General features: G+C 64.5%; 15 protein-coding genes. 5 read left to right on the top strand and 10 right to left on the bottom strand.

What is annotated here, in order from left to right:
* Positions 1 to 67: 67 nt before the first annotated feature.
* Both RDV64_RS20300 and RDV64_RS20295 read left to right on the top strand, forming a co-directional pair.
* A complete protein-coding gene (locus RDV64_RS20300; RefSeq protein WP_309196776.1) occupies positions 68 to 1,012 on the top strand; it encodes a substrate-binding domain-containing protein in 945 nt (314 codons plus the stop codon).
* Between the two features lie 79 nt (positions 1,013 to 1,091).
* Positions 1,092 to 2,099 (top strand): ABC transporter permease, encoded by a 1,008-nt coding sequence (locus RDV64_RS20295; protein WP_309196775.1) that lies wholly within the window; start codon positions 1,092 to 1,094, stop codon positions 2,097 to 2,099.
* An 86-nt stretch (positions 2,100 to 2,185) separates the two neighbouring features.
* On the opposite strand, the gene RDV64_RS20290 is transcribed toward RDV64_RS20295, so the two are convergent.
* Both RDV64_RS20290 and RDV64_RS20285 read right to left on the bottom strand, forming a co-directional pair.
* Positions 2,186 to 3,868 carry a methyltransferase domain-containing protein gene (locus RDV64_RS20290; protein ID WP_309196774.1) on the bottom strand — a complete coding sequence of 561 codons (1,683 nt, stop codon included), beginning with the start codon at positions 3,866 to 3,868 and terminating at the stop codon, positions 2,186 to 2,188.
* Between the two features lie 376 nt (positions 3,869 to 4,244).
* Positions 4,245 to 5,978, bottom strand: a complete 1,734-nt coding sequence (locus RDV64_RS20285; RefSeq protein ID WP_309196773.1) for an ABC transporter substrate-binding protein — start codon at positions 5,976 to 5,978, stop codon at positions 4,245 to 4,247.
* A gap of 110 nt (positions 5,979 to 6,088) precedes the next feature.
* Here RDV64_RS20285 and RDV64_RS20280 point away from each other — a divergent pair, with 110 nt between their 5' ends.
* The gene (locus tag RDV64_RS20280) at positions 6,089 to 6,418 is read left to right on the top strand and encodes a hypothetical protein (protein WP_309196772.1); all 330 of its coding nucleotides are present in this window, start codon (positions 6,089 to 6,091) and stop codon (positions 6,416 to 6,418) included.
* Positions 6,419 to 6,498: 80 nt separating this feature from the next.
* On the opposite strand, the gene RDV64_RS20275 is transcribed toward RDV64_RS20280, so the two are convergent.
* The 8 genes from RDV64_RS20275 to RDV64_RS20240 form a co-directional block, all read right to left on the bottom strand.
* Positions 6,499 to 6,795 (bottom strand): DUF2160 domain-containing protein, encoded by a 297-nt coding sequence (locus RDV64_RS20275; RefSeq protein WP_309196771.1) that lies wholly within the window; start codon positions 6,793 to 6,795, stop codon positions 6,499 to 6,501.
* 6 nt (positions 6,796 to 6,801) lie between these two features.
* A complete protein-coding gene (locus RDV64_RS20270) occupies positions 6,802 to 7,554 on the bottom strand; it encodes a carbohydrate ABC transporter permease (RefSeq protein WP_309199557.1) in 753 nt (250 codons plus the stop codon).
* Positions 7,555 to 7,679: 125 nt separating this feature from the next.
* Positions 7,680 to 8,549: a sugar ABC transporter permease gene (locus RDV64_RS20265; protein WP_309196770.1), complete on the bottom strand. Its 870-nt coding sequence runs from the start codon at positions 8,547 to 8,549 to the stop codon at positions 7,680 to 7,682.
* Positions 8,546 to 9,613, bottom strand: coding sequence for an ABC transporter ATP-binding protein (locus tag RDV64_RS20260; RefSeq protein WP_309196769.1), 1,068 nt, complete (start codon positions 9,611 to 9,613; stop codon positions 8,546 to 8,548). The genes RDV64_RS20265 and RDV64_RS20260 overlap by 4 nt, the downstream gene beginning before the upstream one ends.
* A gap of 1 nt (position 9,614) precedes the next feature.
* A complete protein-coding gene (locus tag RDV64_RS20255; protein ID WP_309196768.1) occupies positions 9,615 to 10,706 on the bottom strand; it encodes an ABC transporter ATP-binding protein in 1,092 nt (363 codons plus the stop codon).
* Positions 10,707 to 10,769: 63 nt separating this feature from the next.
* Entirely contained in the window at positions 10,770 to 12,290 is a 1,521-nt protein-coding gene (gene glpD, locus RDV64_RS20250) for a glycerol-3-phosphate dehydrogenase (protein WP_309196767.1), read from the bottom strand.
* Positions 12,291 to 12,366: 76 nt separating this feature from the next.
* Positions 12,367 to 13,155 (bottom strand): DeoR/GlpR family DNA-binding transcription regulator, encoded by a 789-nt coding sequence (locus tag RDV64_RS20245; RefSeq protein WP_309196766.1) that lies wholly within the window; start codon positions 13,153 to 13,155, stop codon positions 12,367 to 12,369.
* A gap of 90 nt (positions 13,156 to 13,245) precedes the next feature.
* The gene (locus RDV64_RS20240; protein ID WP_309196765.1) at positions 13,246 to 15,231 is read right to left on the bottom strand and encodes a VTT domain-containing protein; all 1,986 of its coding nucleotides are present in this window, start codon (positions 15,229 to 15,231) and stop codon (positions 13,246 to 13,248) included.
* 423 nt (positions 15,232 to 15,654) lie between these two features.
* Here RDV64_RS20240 and RDV64_RS20235 point away from each other — a divergent pair, with 423 nt between their 5' ends.
* Positions 15,655 to 16,461 carry an alpha/beta hydrolase gene (locus tag RDV64_RS20235; protein WP_309196764.1) on the top strand — a complete coding sequence of 269 codons (807 nt, stop codon included), beginning with the start codon at positions 15,655 to 15,657 and terminating at the stop codon, positions 16,459 to 16,461.
* A gap of 11 nt (positions 16,462 to 16,472) precedes the next feature.
* Entirely contained in the window at positions 16,473 to 17,306 is an 834-nt protein-coding gene (kynA, locus tag RDV64_RS20230) for a tryptophan 2,3-dioxygenase (RefSeq protein ID WP_309196763.1), read from the top strand.
* Positions 17,307 to 17,309 lie beyond the last annotated feature (3 nt).

The following is a 17,309-nucleotide window of genomic DNA, read 5'->3' as shown; positions in this document are numbered from 1 at the left end:
GGATAGTCGTTTCTGAAACTTTGGAGAGCGGGCGTTCAAAAAGACCCGCTCCACAGGAGGAAACCCGATGAGAAAAGCATTCAAGGGAGCGGCGCTCGCCTCTCTCATGGCAGGCGTGATGGCGTTTGCCAGCCCGGCGTCGTCGCAGGATCTCGAGATTGTCACCTCGGTGCCGAGCCTTGGCTTCCCGTTTTTCGTCCACATGGAAAACTCGCTCAACGCATCGGCCAAGGAGCTGGGCGGCATCACCACCATCAACCAGGATGGCCAGAACTCCGCCCCCAAGCAGACCGGCGATCTTGAAGCGGCCATCATCCAGGGCGTCAGCGGCGTGGTGATCAGCCCGCTCGACAGCGTTGCGATGGCGCCCGGCGTTCGCCAGGTGGTGGAAGCGGGCATCCCGGTGATGACCATCGACCGCACCGTCGAAGGCGTCGACGGCATTCTCGGCCACGTCGGCGCAGACAACGTTGCCGGCGGCGTTGCACAGGGCGAGCTGGTGAAAAAGCTCTTCCCGGACGGTGCGAAGATCGTCAACCTCCAGGGCCAGCCCGGCGCTTCGCCCGCCATCGACCGCAACAAGGGCCTCCACCAGTCCCTCGACGGTGATGACAAGTACGAATTCGTTGCCGAGCAGACCGCCAACTTCGCCCGCGAAGAAGGCGCATCCGTCACCGAAGCCATCCTCGGCGGCATGGATACGCCGCCCGACGTGATTGTCGCCGCCAACGACGACATGGCCCTTGGCGCCATGCAGGTGGTCTCCGAGCGCGGCGACAAGATCGCCATCATCGGCTTCGACGCGCTGCCCGAGGCTCTTGCCGCCATCCGCGACGGCAACCTCACCGCCACCATCGAGCAGATGCCGGGCGGCCAGTCCGCCGAGGCGATGCGCGCGCTGGTGACGTTCCTGCGCGACGGGACCAAGCCGGAAGCGGTGACGCTCCTTCAGCCGTTCGCGCTGACCAAGGACAATCTCGACAAGGCAGAACGCCTCGGCGAGATCAACTGAACCGTCTGCGGGGGCCACACTTGGCCCCCGCAACATTTCTTGAGGCGGGGCCACCCGCCCTGCCAAGGCAATAAAGTCGATGACGACACGCGACCAAGGCCAGACCGGTTTCGACCTTGTCGGCTTCCTCGCCCGCTATGCAGCGCCCCTGTTTCTGGTCGCGCTTGTGGCGCTGTTCGCAATTCTCGAACCGCGTTTTCTCCACCCCCTCAACCTCATGAACATCCTGCGGCAGGTCTCCATCTCCGGCCTCGTCGCCGTCGGGATGACCTTTGTGATCCTGACGGCGGGGATCGACCTTTCGGTCGGCTCGCTGGTGGCGCTGTGCGGCCTCGTCGGCGCATACGTGGCCAAGGGCGGGCTCGACGACCGCTTTGCCCTCGGCGCTGCGGCCGACAGCGGCAACCCGGTGATCTTTGCGGTGATGGCGGCCGTTGCCGTCGGCATGGCATGCGGCGGCATTCAGGGCTTTGCGATCACCAGGTTCAAGGTGCCGCCATTTGTGGTGACGCTGGGCGGGCTTACTGCCTTCCGCGGCGCCGCGCTGCTCCTGTCGGGCGGCGGTCCGATTTCCGGTTTCGAGATGGGCTATGTCTGGTGGGGGCAGGGGCGTATCTGGGGCATTCCGGTGCCGGTGATGATCTTCGCGCTGGCCGCGTTGATTGCACACGTCGTCCTCACCCAGAGCCAGTTCGGCCGGCATGTCTATGCCATTGGCGGCAACCCGCAGGCCGCGGAGCTGAACGGCGTGTCCACCAAGCGCACCACGCTGATGGTCTATGTCATCATCGGCGCATTCTGCGGCATTGCCTCCTTCCTGTTGTCGGCCCGGCTCAATTCGGCCGAGGCAGTGGCCGGGCTTCAGCTGGAGCTGGACGTTATTGCAGCGGTGGTGATTGGCGGCACGTCGCTCTTCGGCGGAGTGGGGTCGATCTTCGGCACCGTGGTCGGTGTCCTGTTGATCGGCGTTCTGCGCAACGGGCTGGTGCTTCTCAACGTGTCTTCGTTTGTCCAGCAGATCCTGATCGGCGTCATTCTGGTGCTGGCGGTTGCCATCGACCAGCGGGCCAAGCAGCGCGGCACCTGACCAGCCTTCGCGACCGAGCCGCACCATAAAAAACGCCCGGGCGTGTCGCGCCCGGGCGTTCGTGTGTCTGGCGTGCTGCGGCGGGCTCAGCCCGGCTTGCGGAACACCTGGATGCCCCATGCCAGATGACCGGCATCTGCCGCATCCACCCAGTGCTGGAGGCCGGTGGCCATGTTGTCCAGATACGCGGCCGACGCGCCGGCATCGCGCAGCGCCGGCGTGTTGGCCAGCATCTCTTCGCGCACCCGTGCGTAGTGATTGCGCAGTTCGTGCGTCAGGTCTTCCTGCTCCACCACCTCGAAGCCGAGCGCGGAAGCCGCCTCCCGGTAGAAGCGGAACGAGCCGAGATCCTTGAGCTTGATCCGGTTGTAGACCGGCTGGAGCACGCCCGGCCCGACATCGTCCGCCTGGCAGGGGTCGGTGAAGATCAGCGTGCCGCCGGGCTTCAGCACGCGGAAGGCTTCGGCCATCACCTTGCCGCGCTGGTCGGAGTGGAGGAAGGCATCCTGGCTCCACACCACGTCGAACGTCCCGTCGTCTTCCGGCACATCCTCGAACACGCCGTGCTTGACGGTGATCTTGTCCGTCATGCCCGCCTTGCGCACGCGGTGGCGGTTGCGGTCGTTCTGCGTTGCCGAAATGTTGAGGCAGACCGCGTCGGCGCCGGTGGTGCGCACCATGTGGCGCATGGCGCCGCCGTAGCCTGCGCCAAGGTCGAGGATGCGGCCGCCTGCGCCGAGCGTGACCTTGGAGGCCATGCGCTCCACCGTCTTGTCGCTCGCTTCACGGATCGCCTTGGACTCGGTCTCGTCATAAAGGCCGACGTGAATGTCTTCGCCGCCCCAGACGAGGGAGTAGAACGTGTCCGCATCGTCGGAGTCGTAATAGTCTTCCGTGGTGGCCTGGATGTCTTCGCGCGATGACGAGGCGCCGCTCCAGCGCGATTCGATTGCAGACTTTTCCGCAACGTGGATGAAGAAGTCCGGGTCGCCCTCGGCGTAGGTTTCCTGGAAGTCGCCAAATGTGCGAACCCGCTGAAAGCCTGCTTCGTCGAGCAGGCGGCGGACGTAATTCTTGCGGACGGGACACATGTTGAGCGTGTATTCCGACCCGTCCGGGAACGTGTACTTCATCCGGATCAGGCCATCATCCAGATATTCCGGCTCCGCCGACACCTTGTCGCCCACATAGTAGAATTTGTGCTTGGTGGAGAAGCCGTGGTCCAGCATCTGGTCGTAGTTGCGCTGGTCGAGGATCAGCACGCCATCGTGCTTCAGCGCGGCGTAGAACTCCGCCAGCGCGCGGCGGCGGTCGCTCTCGTCGTGCAGGTGGGTGAAGGAGTTGCCGAGGCAGATGATGGCGTCGTACTTGCCCTTGATACCCTTGTTGAGCCAGCGCCAGTCCGCCTGCACCGTCTTGAGGATGAGGCCGCGGGCAGCCGCGTTGGAAAATGCCTTGGCAAGCATTGCGGCCGAGCCGTCCGCGGAGGTGACGTCAAATCCCGCTTCGGCAAGGCGCACGGAGTGGAAGCCGGTGCCGGTGGCAACGTCGAGCACGGTCTCCTTGGAGCGGGCGCGCAGAATGTCGATGAAGAACTGGCCTTCGCTCTCGGCCCGCCCGTCCCAGTTGATGAGCTCGTCCCATTTTTCGACGAACGACATCACGTATTCCTGCCGGTAGTGGTCGGTCTGCCGGTCGGTCAAAGGGTCGTCTGAGTAGGATTGTTCCTCAAGTTTGAGGTCGGCGTTGTGTTCGCTTAGTTCAGTCATCGAATTGCGATCCTCTCTCGAACAAATTTCGAGCTTGCGGCCCCCGCCAACAGAGTTGTCGGCAAGATGGGGTAGGGGATTTCAGCCGCGTGGGCACGGCGGGCCCTGACAAGGGCATGATTGATCTCACGCGCGGTGCACGTGGGCACGGCCATTGCAGCCGCGCCAGGGGGCAATAGGCTCCCCGACCGAATGATGTCAGAGCTTTATTACGACTATTGAACGGGAGTGCAAACCCGAGCCGTATTTTCCATGTGGTTTTATCCGCAGGCGCTTCAGGGTTTGCGTGCAGCCCGCCGGGTCACGCGCAGACGCCCGGCCACAAAAAAAGGGCCGGCGCGCGGCCGACCCTTTCCCGTCACTCAGGCAGAATGGCCTACTGCCACTGCTTGATGAGTTCCTCGTAGGCGATGGTCTCGCCCTGGGGCTTTTCGTTTGCCAGCATCGGCTTGGGCGAACCGGCAACCTCGTTCAGCCAGTAGGAGGGGTCACGCTCCTCGTTGAGGCGCGGACCGCAACCGCCGTAGACGTTGGCCTTCTCGTCGGCTTCCTGCATCCGGCCCATGATGGTGTCCATCTCGGAAGCGAGACGATCCATGGCGACCTGCGGGGTGTAGTTGCCTGCGTTCACGTCACCGATGTACTGCCACCACAGCTGCGCCAGCTTCGGATAGTCCGGCACGTTGACGCCGGTGGGGGTCCACCGCACGCGGTCCGGCGAGCGGTAGAATTCGACGAGGCCGCCCAGCGCCGGCGCGCGCTCGGTGAAGCTCTCGCCATTCACCGTGGAGTTGCGAATGAAGGTGAGGCCGACGTGGGACTTTTCAGTGTCCACGGTCTTGGAGGTGACGAACTGGGCGTAGAGCCAGGCCGCCTTGCGGTTTTCCACCGGGGTCGACTTCATGAACGTCCACGAGCCAACGTCCTGGTAGCCGACCTTCATGCCCTCTTCCCAGTAGGGGCCGTGGGGTGAGGGGGCCATGCGCCAAAGCGGCATGCCCTCGTCGTCAACCGTCTGGTTGCCTTCGGACTTCGGCTTCACCATGTCGGCGGTGAAGGCGGTGTACCAGAAGATCTGCTGGGCGACGTTGCCTTGGTTGAGCGCGGGGAGCGACTGGTAGAAGTCGTAGGATGCAGCTGCCGGCGGGGCGTAGGTGCGCAGCCACTCGTCCCATTTGCGGATGGCGTAGACGGACGCCGGTGCGTTGGTGGCACCGCCGCGCGAGGTGGATGCGCCAACCGGGTTGCAGGAGCCTTCCTCCATGCGGATGCCCCATTCGTCGACCGGGCGGCCGTTGGGGAGGCCCTTGGAGCCGGTGCCGGCCATGGAGAGCCACGCATCGGTCATCCGCCAGCCAAGGTCGGGCGCACGCTTGCCGTAATCCATGTGGCCGTAGATCTTCACGCCGTCGACTTCGCCCACGTCTTCGGTGAAGAACGCCGCAATGTCCTCATAGGCGGACCAGTTGACCGGGACGCCAAGGTCGTAGCCGTATTTTTCCTTGAAGGCGGCCTGATAGTCGGGGTTGTCGAACCAGTCCTTGCGGAACCAGTAGAGGTTGGCGAACTGCTGGTCGGGGAGCTGCCACAGCGCGCCGTCCGGCCCGGTGGTGAAGTCCTTGCCGATGAAATCGTCGAGGTCGAGCGTGGGGCTCGTCACGTCGGCGCCTTCGCCGGCCATGTAGTCGGTCAGGTTGACTGCGGCCTGGAGGCGGGCGTGGGTGCCGACAAGGTCGGAATCGTTGACGTAGCCGTCGTAAAGGTTGCGGTTGGTCTGCATCTGGGTCTGGACCGCCTGGACGACCTCGCCTTCACCCAGAAGCTGGTGGTTCACCTTGATGCCGGTGATTTCCTCGAAAGCCTTAGTCAGGACTTCCGACTCGTAGGTGTGGGTCGGGATCGTTTCGGACAGGACATTCACTTCCATGCCCGAGAATGGTTCGGCGGCCTTGATGAACCACTCCATCTCCGCCATCTGCTCCTCCTTGGAGAGGACGGAGCGTTGGAACTCGTCATTGATCCAGCGTTCTGCAGCTTCCATGTCGGCCATGGCGGGGCCGGCACCGTAGAGCACTGCCATGCAGGTTGAAGCCATCAATAGGCGTTTCATGCGTGTAAAATCTCCCTGGGTTCTGATTGGGCGTGTTTCGCCGTCGTTGCCGCGCTAGTGTCGTCCGGCGCGGTGCCGATCCCGGCACGCGATCCGCGTGCAGGAACAGGATGGGTATGGTGTTTCGGATCTTCGTCGCGTGCGCCGCGACGGTTGTGGTCGGCTTCGTCGCAGCGTGCGCCAACAAGCCGATCGATCTTTCCTCGGACGCGTTCGTCGGCGCATGGCGCTGCGGCGGAACCGAGCTGGTGATGACGTCCAAGACCGTTGCGGTGGACGGCAAGTCGCAGAACATCGCCTGGATCGAAACCGGCAAGAATGTCGACTACGGCCTGTTCATGACCGACGGTGGCCGCTACTCGGTCTCCAACACCACCCGGCGCTCGCTGAATTTTTACGACCACACCACCAAAATGTCGCGCGCCTGCACCGCCGCCTGAGGCAAGGCCGGCGGCATCTTCGCCGCGGGGCGAGAGGTTCGCTGGAAGAGTGTTCGGCCGAAGCGCAACCATGCGGGCGCCTAAACGAACGCGAAGATGAGAAGCGCGACCACCACCGCGATGATCGAGGCGCCCCACAGCGGCGCGGTGGTCACCAGCGCCAGCCAGCCGAGGTGGATGAAGGCGGCCGCCATCAGGCTGATGAACAGCCGGTCGCCGCGAGTGGTGGTGAGCCCGAGGATGCCGTGGCGCGGGTGGCCGCCCGGACGGGCCAGCTCCCACACCGTCATCGCCACGAGCGATGCACCGATTGCGGCGAAGAAGGTGGCCGTCTGCCACGTCCACGCCATCCAGCCGAGGCCGATTGCGTCTGCCATAGATCCTCACACCCGCCCGAGGGCAAAGCCCTTGGCGATGTAGTTGCGCACGAAGTAGATGACGATCGCGCCGGGGATGATGGTGAGGACGCCTGCCGCAGCAAGGAGCCCCAGTTCGTAGCCCGAGGTGGAGGCGGTGCGCGTCATCACCGCCGCAATGGGCTTGGCGGCCACCGTGGTGAGGTTCTTCGCCAGCAGCATCTCCACCCACGAGAACATGAAGCAGAAGAATGCCGTCACCCCGATGCCGCTCGCGATCAGCGGCATGAAGATCTTCACGAAGAATTTGGGGAACGAGTAGCCGTCGATATAGGCGGTCTCGTCGATTTCTTTCGGGACGCCGGACATGAAACCTTCGAGGATCCAGACCGCCAGCGGGATGTTGAAGAGGCAGTGCGCCAGCGCCACCGCAAGGTGCGTGTCGAAGAGCTGCATCGAGGAGTAGAGCTCGACGAACGGCAGGACGAACACGGCCGGCGGCGCCATCCGGTTGGTGAGGAGCCAGAAGAAGAGATGCTTGTCGCCGACGAACTTGTAACGCGAGAAGGCATACGCTGCCGGCAAGGCCACCGCCACCGAGATGACCGTGTTGATGGTCACGTAAATCAGCGAATTGATGTAGCCCCAGTACCAGGCCGGGTTGGTCAGGATCTCGACGTAGGAGTCGGTGGTGAAGTTCTGCGGGTAGGGGCTGAAGCCGCCGAGAATCTCGTTGGTGGTCTTGAAGCTCATGTTGATGAGCCAGTAGATCGGCAGCATCAGGAACAGGATGTAGAGCGTCGGCACCAGCCACTTCAGCTTCAGCCGGCGGGCGGGTTTCTGCTGCGCACGCGCCAGCGCTTCGGGAGAATGGCCGGCGGCAGGTATCGCCGTGTCTTGCGCGGTCATGACTGGCGCTCCCTGTCGTTGTTCATCAGCGTGAAGAAGAGCCAGCAGACCAGAAGCGTCATCAGGAAGTAGATGATCGACATGGCCGCCGCGATGCCGAGGTTGAACTCGCCCACGGCCGCCTTCACCAGGTCGATGGAAAGGAACGTGGTGGCATTGCCGGGCCCGCCGCCGGTGAGGACGAACGGTTCGGTGTAGATCATGAAACTGTCGATGAAGCGCAGGAGGACCGCAATGATCAGCACCGTGCGCAGCTTGGGCAGCTGGATGAAACGGAACACCGCCCAGCGGGAGGCACCGTCAATCTTGGCGGCGCGATAATACGCCTCGTCGATGGACTGGAGGCCGGCATATGCGAGGAGCACCACCAGCGAGGTCCAGTGCCACACGTCCATCAGGATGACCGTGAACCAGGCCGAGAGGGGCTGGTTGGTATAGTTGTAGTCAAAACCCAGCGCGTTGAGGCCCCAGCCGAGCAGCCCGATTTCGGGCAGCGCGAAGATGTTCCAGATCGCACCGACGACGTTCCACGGAATGAGCAGCGGCAGCGCCATCAGGACAAGGCAGACCGAGGCCCAGGCCCCCTTGCGCGGCATGGCGAGCGCCACGGCAACGCCGAGCGGAATTTCGATGACGAGAATGATGCCGGTGAAGATCAGCTGGCGGATCAGCGCGCCGTGAAAACGCTCCGAACCCAGAACTTCGACATAGTGGCGCGTGCCCACCCAGTCCCAGAAGCCGGCAATGAAGCTCTCCTGCAGGGAATAGTTCACCACCGTCATCAGCGGGATGACGGCGTTCATTGCCACCAGAAGGAGGACGGGCAGAACGAGGAACCACGCGCGGTTGTTGACTGTCTTGTTCATGCGGCTGTCTCCACGCGCCAGCTGTCGGCGTAGATGTTGATGCCTTCGGCGGCGAAGGCGGCGCGCGGTTCGGCGGGCACCTCCGTGCCTTCGGGCAGGATGGCGGCCAGCGGATGGCCGGACAGCGTGCCGTGGACGATCTTCTCGCGGCCGATATCGTCAACGCGGGTCACGGTGAAGGGGAGACCCTCAGACCCCAGCGTCACGAATTCGGGGCGGATGCCAAGCTCCATCGTTGCGCCGTCGCGGGCGCTTGCAGCGCCCGGCAGTGCGATGGTCTGATCGCCCAGCGCCGCGGTCGCGCCGTCGAGGGTGACGGGAAGCACGTTCATGCCGGGCGAGCCGATGAAATAACCGACGAAGGTGTGGCCGGGCCGCTCGAACAGCTCCTGCGGCGTGCCCACCTGCACGACCTCGCCGTCGTACATGACGACCACCTTGTCGGCGAAGGTGAGGGCCTCGGTCTGGTCGTGGGTGACGTAGACCATGGTGTGGCCGAACTCGCGGTGGAGCGTCTTCAGCTGGGCGCGGAGCTGCCATTTGAGGTGGGGGTCGATGACGGTGAGCGGCTCGTCGAACAAGATGGCGGAAACGTCCTCACGCACCATGCCGCGGCCGAGCGAGATCTTCTGTTTCAGGTCCGCGGTCAGGCTTTCGGCGCGGCGGTCGGCAAGCGCGGCAAGGCCCAGCATGTCGAGAATGCGGGGGACGCGCACGTCGATCTCCGCCTTGGGCACGCCGCGGTTTTTCAGCGGAAAGGCGAGGTTCTGGCGCACCGTCATCGTGTCGTAGACGACGGGGAACTGGAACACCTGCGCAATGTTGCGCGCCTCGGGCGGCAGGTTGGTCACATCCCGGTCGCCAAACAGGACACGCCCTTCCGACGGGGTGATGAGGCCCGAAATGATGTTCAAAAGCGTGGTCTTGCCGCAGCCGGAGGGTCCGAGGAGCGCGAAGGCGCCACCATCGGTCCACACATGGTCTAGCTCCTTCAGCGCATAGTCGGACGCGGTGCGGGCCGGGCCGTAGGCGTGGCGAATATGGTCGAGCGTGATCTTTGCCATGTCAGGCTGCCATTCTTTCGCCGGTGGGGGTGATGGCCGTGCCATCGGCATCGAAGAGGAGCAGGTGCCGGGGGTTGAAGCCGATGGTGAACTGCGTTCCGCGGTCGTAGATGCGGATGCCATGCGCAAGGAGAACGAATGGCTCTCCGAGGCACGTGATGTGAACGTAGCTCTCCGAACCGGTGATTTCGGTGATGCGAGCGGTGGCGGGCAGGGTGATGGCATCGGCGTCGCTGCCGCCTTCCACCGGGGCGACGTGGTGGGGGCGGACGCCGAGATTGTAGTCACCGTCGCCAAGGGCGCTGAGGGCGGCCGGCACGGGGGTTTCGTGACCGCTGGTGTGGCGGAATGTGTTGCCCGTCTTCGTCATCGGCACGGCATTCAGCGGCGGATCGGAGAATGTGCGCGCGGTCGCCAGCGTGTTGGGGCGGCGGTAGACATCCACGGTCGGCCCGAACTGGGTGATCCGGCCTTCCTTCAGCGTGGCGGTGTTGCCGCCCAGAAGCAGCGCTTCTTCGGGTTCGGCGGTGGCGTACACGAAAATGGCGCCGGATTCGGCGAAGATCTTTGGGAGTTCCGCGCGCAATTCTTCGCGCAGCTTGTAGTCGAGGTTGGCGAGCGGTTCGTCGAGGAGGACGAGGCGGGCGTTCTTGGCCAGCGCGCGCGCCAGGGCACAGCGCTGCTGCTGCCCGCCGGAGAGCTGAAGGGGCAGCCGGTCGAGGTAGGGGTCGAGCTGGAGAAGGGCGGACACGCGCTCGATGGTGGCGGCGATCTCGGCCTTTGACTTTCCGGCAATCTTCATCGGCGACGCGATGTTCGCGCGCACCGTCATCGCCGGATAGTTGATGAACTGCTGGTAGACCATCGCAACGTCGCGCTTCTGGACCGGGACGCCGGTCACGTCCGCGCCGTCCATGAAGATCGCGCCGGCAGTGGGCCGGTCGAGCCCGGCCATCATCCGCATGAGGCTGGTCTTGCCCGCAAGCGTCGGCCCCAGCAGCACGTTGAGCGAGCCGGGTTCCAGTGCCAGATCGATGTCGACAAGATGCACCTCGTTGCCGATGCGCTTGTCGACGCCCTTTAACTCGAGCATTTATCCTCCCTTGCGGTCGTTGCCGCTACACCCGGTGCTTTGCCGAGGCGTCTATTTGTAGCGTTACGTCACGATGGCGCTTGAGTCCTGTTTTTCGTCTTGCATGAACGCGGTAATTTCTTCCGCGACATCTGGCGATAGTCTGATGCCGAGTTTGGTGCGGCGCCAGAGGACGTCTTCGGCCGTCTGTGCCCACTCGTGGTCCATCAGGTAGGTGATTTCGCGCGCGGTCAGTCCCGCGCCAAAATCCCGGCCGAGACTTTCAAGGCTGTCGGCGCCGTCGAGGATGGCGAGCGCGCGGGTGCCATAAAGGCGCGCAAGGCGGCGCGCATTTTCCTCGGGCAGCCAGGGGCACATTGCAGTGAGGCGCGCGGAAAAGCGCTGTGCCTCGTCCACGGGCATGTTGCCGCCCGGCAAGGGCGCACCTGCGGTCCACGGTTCGCCCTTGGCGCCGATCAGTCCGGCGAGCTTTTCGGCGGCAGATTCGGCGAGCCGGCGGTAGGTGGTGAGCTTGCCGCCGAACACGTTGACGAGCGCGGGGCGGCCATCGCCGCCTTCGCTGCGCAGGACATAGTCGCGCGTGGCTTCCTGGGCCTTGGAGGCGCCATCGTCGAACAGCGGACGAACGCCCGAAAATGTCCAGACAATGTTTTCTTCGAGCACCGGCTTGGCGAAATACTCGCTGGCAGCATCCAGCAGATAGCGCGTCTCCTCGGGCGTGATCTTCACGTCCTGCGGGTCGCCCGTATAGTCCTGATCGGTGGTGCCGATGAGGGTGAAATCGTCCTCGTAGGGAATGGCGAAGATGATCCGGCCGTCGCTGTTCTGGAAGATGTACGCCCGGTCGTGGTCGTAGAGCTTCTTCACCACAATGTGGCTGCCCTGCACGAGGCGGACATTGTGTGCATCGTTTCGGCCAAGCGCAGACCCGAGAACGCGGTCCACCCAGGGCCCCGCCGCGTTGACCAGGGCGCGGGCGGAAATTTCGCTCTCGCCGTCTGCACCGCGCAGGGTGACGCGCCAGAGATCGCCCTCGGTGCGCGCGGAAACCACCTCGGTGCGCGGCATGATGGTGGCGCCGCGGTCGGCCGCGTCTCGCGCGTTGAGGATGACGAGGCGCGCGTCGTCGACCGAGCAGTCGGAATATTCGAAGGCCTTGCCGTAATCCTTGCCGAGGGGGGCACCGGCCGGGTCGGAACGAAGGTCCAGCGTGCGGGTCGCCGGCAGCAGCTTGCGTCCGCCCAGATTGTCGTAGGCAAAAAGGCCGAGGCGCAGCATCCAGGCCGGACGCAGACCCTTGTGGTGCGGGAGAATGAAACGGAGCGGGCGGATGATGTGCGGTGCCATCGACATCAGCACTTCGCGCTCGATCAGCGCCTCGCGCACCAGCCGGAATTCGTAATGCTCCAGGTAACGCAGGCCGCCGTGGATGAGCTTGGTGGACCAGGAGGACGTGCCGGACGCGAAATCGGCCTTCTCGGCAAGCGCGACGGTGTAGCCGCGACCGATGAGATCGCGCGCGATGCCGCATCCGTTGATGCCGCCCCCAACCACCAGAACATCGTAGGTGCCGTGTTTATTCACGTGCGTTTTCTCCCTGTAATCAACGCTAACGAACGCCGAACGAATGTCAAACGAAAATCGTGCGGCAAAAATAGCCTTATCCCGTCTCGATCAAGCGCACCTCGTTTTCGCTGCAAACAGAGCGAAACGCCGGTGTGCAATGGTCGGTGACGAAGGTGTGGACCTGCGAAAGGTGAGCGATTCGCACGGGCGCGGTCCGGTCGAACTTGGTGGCGTCGGCCACCAGGATCACATGGCGCGCATTTTCGATGATCGCCTGCGCCACGCGCACTTCGCGAAAATCATAGTCGAGAAGGGCGCCATCGGCATCGATCGCCGAGGTGCCGATGACGGCGTAGTCCACCTTGAACTGGCGGATGAAATCGCTCGCCGCTTCGCCGACAATGCCGCCGTCCGAGCCGCGCACCACGCCACCCGCAATCACCACCTCAATCTGCGGCTGGAGGCGCAGGCGGTTGGCGACATTGATGTTGTTGGTGATCACCATCAGCGCACGGCGGGACTGAAGGGCATCTGCCACGGCCTCGGTGGTGGAGCCGATGTTGATGAACAGGGACGCCCCCTCGGGGATGAGGCTGGCGGCCGCTTCGCCGATGGCGGCCTTCTCGGTGGCGGCCAGCTGCCTGCGCTTTTCATATTCGAGGTTTGCAACGCCGGTGGCAAACACCGCGCCGCCGTGGACGCGCTGGAGGACGCGGCGGGCGGCAAGCTCGTTGAGGTCGCGCCGGATCGTCTGGGGCGTCACGTCGAAATGGGCGGACAGCTCGTCCACCGTCACGCGGCCGTTTTCGCGGGTCAGCGCAACGATCGCATCCTGCCGCACCACGACCTCTGCCGGGCGTGCAAGGTCGATATCGCTCTTCATGGGGTTCTCCTGCCGGCACGGCACGCACTCAGTGGTGCACTATGGCCCGCTGCACAGGTGCGGGCCAATCCACAGGGGCGCGGCGGCCGCTCAGTCGTCGGCGGCGGCGTCGGAGCGTCCCATGCGCACGATCGCCGCGTCACCGCCTGATTCGGCGCCGTCCATCACGGTGGCGATGATTGCGCTCACCTCGTCGGGCGTCGCGCGCCGATCGTCCAGAAACGTGGTCATGCCGAACGAGTGTTCCAGCACTTCCGCCTCCAGCGCCCCAACGCTCAGCGATTTGCCCCCGACGTTGTAGCGCGACGGCCAGAGGCGGAACACGAGCCGCCGGTCCGCGTCGCCGTCCTTCACGAAGGTCTCCACCGGCAGGCGGCCGAGATGAAGGCGCGGCACCGGCGGCAGTTCGTCGAGCGAACTTCGCCCGCGGAAGAGGGCGGTGACGGCGGTCAGATCCCACGGCTCAGCTTTCCGCCAGCCATCGGCCAGAAGCGCGGCATCGAGCGCTGTGCGGTCGCCCAGCCACTGGGCGTGGAAGGGCGATTCAACGTCACCCTCAAAGTCGATCCGTCCGGGGCCGATCACCTGCCAGCCCTGCTGCTCCCATTGGGCCAGGGTCAGCTGTTCGGTGAGGGTGTGGGGCGCGTAGGCCGCCTTGTCCGCCTCAAAGCCGGTGCCGATGTTGAGGCCACCCACCACTGCGAAGGTGGCCAGAACCACGGCCCCGAGGCGCCAGGGGCGGACCTCGTGGTCCGGCAGGACGCTGAGCGAGAGGGCGAAGCCTGCAGTGACGGCGGCGGCAAACGCCAGGCCGGCCACCACATCGGACGGCCAGTGCGCCTGCAGGTAGATCCGCGAGAAGGCGATCAGGAGGACCGGCATCAGGAGGAGCGTCGCCATCACCCAGCGCATCCGCCCGCGCACCGACCCCGCCAGCAAGACTGCCAGAAGGCCGAGGACCACCGCCGAGTTGGTGGTGTGCCCGCTTGGGAAGCTGAAGCTGTCGACGCCGTCATAAAGGTCGGTGAGGGGGCGCGCCCTTGCAAGCATCCCCTTCACCAGCGGCACGAACAGGAGCGGTGACAGGATGCCGAGCACAAACGTGCCCGCAATCCAGAAGTGCCGGTAAAAGAGCAGGAAGCCGATGATGGCGATGACCACGGAGGCGAGCACAATGGCATCGCCGAAGCTGGTGATGATCACCATCGCATCGTCCAGTGACGGCGTGCGCAGGGATTGCACGAACCGGCTGAACGCGAGGTCGATGGTGATGATGTTCTTGCCCGACCACACCGCTTCCAGAAGGCCGGCGAATGCGACGACGCCCGCGATCAGAAGCGAGGTCCAGAAGATGATGAGAAGACCGGACGTGTCTTCCGGCGACAGGGTTCGCGCCAGGACACGCGACGCGCGATCGCTGCGCCGCGAGGCCCAGCGGTGCACCTTGTTGCGCACCCGCCGGATGACGCCGATGGAGAAGATCGTTGCAATCCGCGCCAGCCAGATTGCGATGCCCAGCACGATCAGCGCGCCGATCATCACCGCTGCCAGACGGCCGCCGATTTCGGCCAGCGCACTGGCGGCAAGCCCGACGCCGAACACATGGAGCGCCGCCCACACGATGCCGGACAGCCCGTTGGCGACCGTGAATGTCACCGGCGACATTTTCGCGATGCCGGCGAAGGTGGGCACGAGCGTACGCACCGCCGGCAGGAAGCGGGCGATCGCGACGCTCATGAACCCGCGCTTTTCAAAGAATGCTTCGGACTTTGCAAAAACGTGAGGGCGGCGGGCAAGCGGGCCCCATCCGGCGATCTTCATGCCGTAGCGGCGGCCCACCCAGTAGGAGATGAGATCGCCCGAGATGGTGCCGATGGCGACGGCGAGAAACACCGGCCACAGACCTTCGCCCGCGGCACCGGCCGCCGCGGCAATGGCCAGCACAATGGTCACGCCGGGCACGAAGGTGCCAACGATAATCACCGCCTCTGCCATGGACAGAAGGCCGACGATCAACGCGACGCTCAAGGGATTGGTGGCCAGCTGGTCGGTCAGCCAGTCGATCATGCCGGTCATCGGCATGCACCTTTGCACATGGGGCACGCGTGAGGCTGGTGCACTGCGCGTCTGGGCTTGCTTCGCGTCACGGTGGGCCGCTCGTCCTTTGCGATGTTCGTCATCTCACCGGGTATAAATGGGGGCGGCTGCATTCGGTTCGCACCCCGCCCGACACAGTTTGCGGCAGATCCGTGCCGGGCCGGGCTGCGGCCGTCAACCTGATCACCCGGTTTGCAGGTCTGCGGCGGCACGGGGACTGCCGATGCCGGAAGAATCAAACTAGTTTAGAGCTAAAATGTTGATGGTTGAAATAGGCCGGAGCGGCGCCTAGCCTGATGTTGCGCCTGCCGCGTGTGCCGCGACGGTGCGGGCCTCCAGCCGCTTGCGGCATAATGGCCGCATGGCCTTCCATGCCGCATTCTTCTTCGAGGACATTTGACGATGATTGACTGGGACGATGCCTTCGTGAATTCGGTCCACGTTCCGCAGGAGGAGCGTGATCCGGACGCCTGGGCCGAAATTGCCGCTTCGTTTCGCGGCGCGCGCCCGGACGGCACGTTTGAAACGCTGACCTACGGCACGAAAGAGCGCAATCAGCTCGATCTCTTCCGCCCCGAAGGGGAGGCGCGCGGCCTCGTCGTCTTCGTTCATGGCGGCTACTGGCATTCGCTCCACCGCTCATACTGGTCGCATCTTGCGCAAGGCGCGCTGGCGGCTGGCTGGGCGGTCGCCATTCCCGGTTACACGCTGGCACCAGAGGCCCGCATTGCAGAGATCACACGCGAGGTGGCGGCCGCCATCAACTGTGCCGCAGGCGCCGTGGCCGGGCCGGTGCGGCTGATCGGGCATTCGGCCGGCGGCCATCTGGTGGCGCGCATGGCGTGCACCGATGTCCCGCTGGACGCCGATGTCAGCGCCCGCATCGAGCGGATCATTCCGCTGAGCGGCGTCTTCGACCTGACCCCGCTCCTCGCCATTAAAATGAACGACAAGCTGCGCCTGACCGCCGAAGAGGCCGCCGCCGAAAGTCCGGCACGTCTGGAGCGCAGAGGCGAAATCCCGATCCTGCTTTGGGTGGGCGCCAACGAGCGGCCCGAGTTTCTGCGTCAGACCCGCCTGATGAGCGAAGCCTGGCGGCCGGGGGGCCGCCCGCTACCGCAGCGCTATGACGAGGGGAAGAATCACTTCACCGTCGTTACCCAGCTTGCAGATCCGGACAGTCCGCTCACCCGCGCACTCGTCGACTGAGGACAAAGACCATGGCCAAGGGCTACGACCCCGGCTCCGAAGGCGCCAAGATGTCCTTCAAGGACGATATGAGCTACGGTGATTATCTGGACCTTGACCACATTCTACGCGCCCAGCACCCGCTGTCCCACGCGCATGACGAGCTTCTGTTCATCATCCAGCACCAGACCAGCGAGCTGTGGATGCGGCTGGTGCTGCACGAGGTCGGTGCCGCGCGGGCCGAGTTCGAAGCCGGCCACTGTGCACCGGCGTTCAAGATGCTGAGCCGCGTTGCGCGCATCTTCGAGCAGCTGAACAACAGCTGGGACGTTCTGCGCACCATGACGCCGAGCGACTACACCACGTTCCGCGATGACCTTGGCGCCTCGTCCGGCTTCCAGTCCTACCAGTACCGGATGATCGAGTTCATGCTCGGCAACCGCAACACGGCGATGATGAAGGTCCACGACCACCGGAGCGAGATCCACCAGAAGCTCTCCGCCGAGCTTGCCCGCCCTTCGCTCTACCACGCCGCGCTGCGCCTTCTGTCCGCTGAAACCGGGATTGAGTTTGACGCGGATGTGTTCGCGCTGGAAGGCCCGCATCAGCCGAACGCCGAAGTCCAGCGGGCGTGGCGCATGGTCTACCGGGATACCGGCCGCCATTGGACGCTGTATGAGCTGGCCGAGAAGCTTGTGGACCTTGAGGACTATTTCCGCCGCTGGCGGTTCAACCACGTGACCACGGTGGAGCGGATCATCGGCTTCAAGCGCGGCACCGGCGGGACCAGCGGCGTCAAATATCTGCGCAAGATGCTGGAAGTGGAGCTGTTTCCCGAGCTGTGGCACCTGCGCGGCGAGCTTTGACCG

The sequence above is a fragment of the Acuticoccus sp. MNP-M23 genome, assembly GCF_031195445.1.
GTDB lineage: Bacteria > Pseudomonadota > Alphaproteobacteria > Rhizobiales > Amorphaceae > Acuticoccus.
The sequence above is the reverse complement of the archived record's forward strand: the minus strand, read 5'-3'. Positions and strand labels throughout refer to the sequence as shown.